The 2,001-nt window shown below is 68.5% G+C and carries 1 protein-coding gene; it reads right to left on the minus strand.

The window, feature by feature from the left end; genetic code table 11:
- Positions 1 to 2,001 (minus strand): phosphoenolpyruvate carboxylase (locus tag TX76_RS16890; protein WP_049904178.1); only part of this gene is annotated, 2,001 nt, incomplete at both ends.

The following is a 2,001-nucleotide window of genomic DNA, read 5'->3' on the forward strand; positions in this document are numbered from 1 at the left end:
GCGGCGTACTCGGTGGCGATCTCCATGTCGGTGCGCGCGAGCGCGAGTGCGGCGTTGTCGATCGTCGTCCGGAAGAACGCCCACTCGTCGTACATCGACCGAAGCGTGTCGGTCGAGCCGCCCTCGTCGAGGTAGGCCTCGATCCCCGCCCCGAGGCCGTACCAGCCGGGGAGAATGCACCGCGACTGCGTCCACGAGAACACCCACGGGATCGCCCGGAGGTCCTCGACGGTGCGCTCGCCCGACCGCGAGGCGGGCCGCGAGCCCATGTTGAGCTCCTCGATCACGGTGATCGGCGTGGCCTGCTCGAAGTACGACACGAACCCGTCCGTGTCGAGCAGATCCTGATACGCCGTCCGCGCCGCGTCGGCGATCGTGGCGGCCGCGGCGACCCACTCCTCGGGCACGTCGTCTGCGGGCTGATCGAGCGATCGTGCCCGCGCGCGGATCTGGGCGTTCAGCATCTGTTCGAGGTTACGTTCGGCGATGCGTGGGTTGGCGTACTTCTCGGCGATCGCCTCGCCCTGTTCGGTGAACTTGACCTGGCCGTTGATCGTCTCGTTCGGGAGCGCGAGCAGCGCCTCGTTCATCGGGCCACCGCCTCTGGAGATCGAGCCGCCGCGGCCGTGGAACAGCCGGAGGTCGACGTCGTAATCGTCGACGATGTCGGCGAGCCGGCGCTGGTTGCGGTAGAGGTCCCAGTTCGCGGCGAAGAACCCGTTCTCCTTGTTCGAATCGGAGTAGCCCAACATCACTTCCTGAAGGTTGCCGCGGGCGGCGAGCGCCTGGCCGTACGCCTCGTTGTCGAACAGGGTGCCCATGATCTCGCGCGCGCCGTCGAGGGCGGCCTCGGTCTCCAGAAGGGGAACGACGTCGAGCCCGCAGTACTCGGGGAGCTCGACCGCACCCGCCTGGTCGGCGAGGAACAGGACTTCGAGCACGTGACTCGGCTTCTCGGCCATCGAGATGCAGTAGGTGTCGATCGCGTCCGCGCCGTACTCGCGCTGCCAGTCGTTCAGTCGGTCGAACCGTTCGAGCACGCGCGCCGCGGGGTCGAACAGTCCCTCGCGATCGGTGACGTCGATCAGCGGCGCGTCCTGGAGGATGGCCTCGGTCAGGAGTTCGACGCGTTCGTCCTCGTCGAGGCTCTCGTAGGCGATGTCCTCGCGGCCGAGCGCCGCAGCGATCGCCTCGGTGTGTTTTTCCTGGTGGTCCCGGAGGTCGAGCCCAGCGAGGCAGAACCCGAAGGTTTGGGCCTGGCGTTCGAGCGGGTCGACGTGGACCGCGGCGATCCGCTCGCCGCCGTTCGCCCGGAGGCTGGTTGCCAGCGCGTCGAGATCGGCGGTGAAATCGGCCACCTCGTCGTACCCGTTCGGCCGGACGTCGCCGATGCGTTCGAGGCGCTCGCCCATCAGTCGGAGATGCTGACGGTAGGGCTCGTCGGGATAGCGCTCGCGGGCCTGCTCGGCGAGCGTGGGGAAGCGCTTGCGGTTCGCGGCGAGGCGATCGTCGAACGTCTCACCGGTGTCGAGCCGGTCGGCGTCGTGGGCGAGCACGCGCGAGAGGTCGGCGAGCGCCTCCTGGTACTTCTCCAGAACGCTCCGGCGCTGTCGCGCGAGGGTCTCGCTCGTGACCTCGGGCGTGACGTAGGGGTTGCCGTCCCTGTCGCTGCCGGCCCACGACCGGAACTCGAACAGCTTCGGGACCTCCACATCGTCGAACTCCGCCCCGAGCGTGTCCTCGATCTCGCGGTAGACCTCGCCGGTCGTATCGAAGAGGGTGTTTTCGAGATACCAGTGAACGTTGCGGGCCTCGTCGAGCGGTTCGGGCTGGCGCTCGCGGATCTGGCGGGTCCCCCAGAGGCTCGTGACCTGGGCTTCGAGCGCGTCCTCGAGCTGTTCGCGCTCGGTGTCGGTCAGCCGGCGCTCGTCGAGCTCGACGAGGTGGTCCGCGATGGTGCGGAGCTTCGCCTTCACCGTCTTGCGGTGGGCCTCCGTGGGA

The sequence above is a fragment of the Halococcus agarilyticus genome (genome assembly GCF_000334895.1).
GTDB lineage: Archaea > Halobacteriota > Halobacteria > Halobacteriales > Halococcaceae > Halococcus > Halococcus agarilyticus.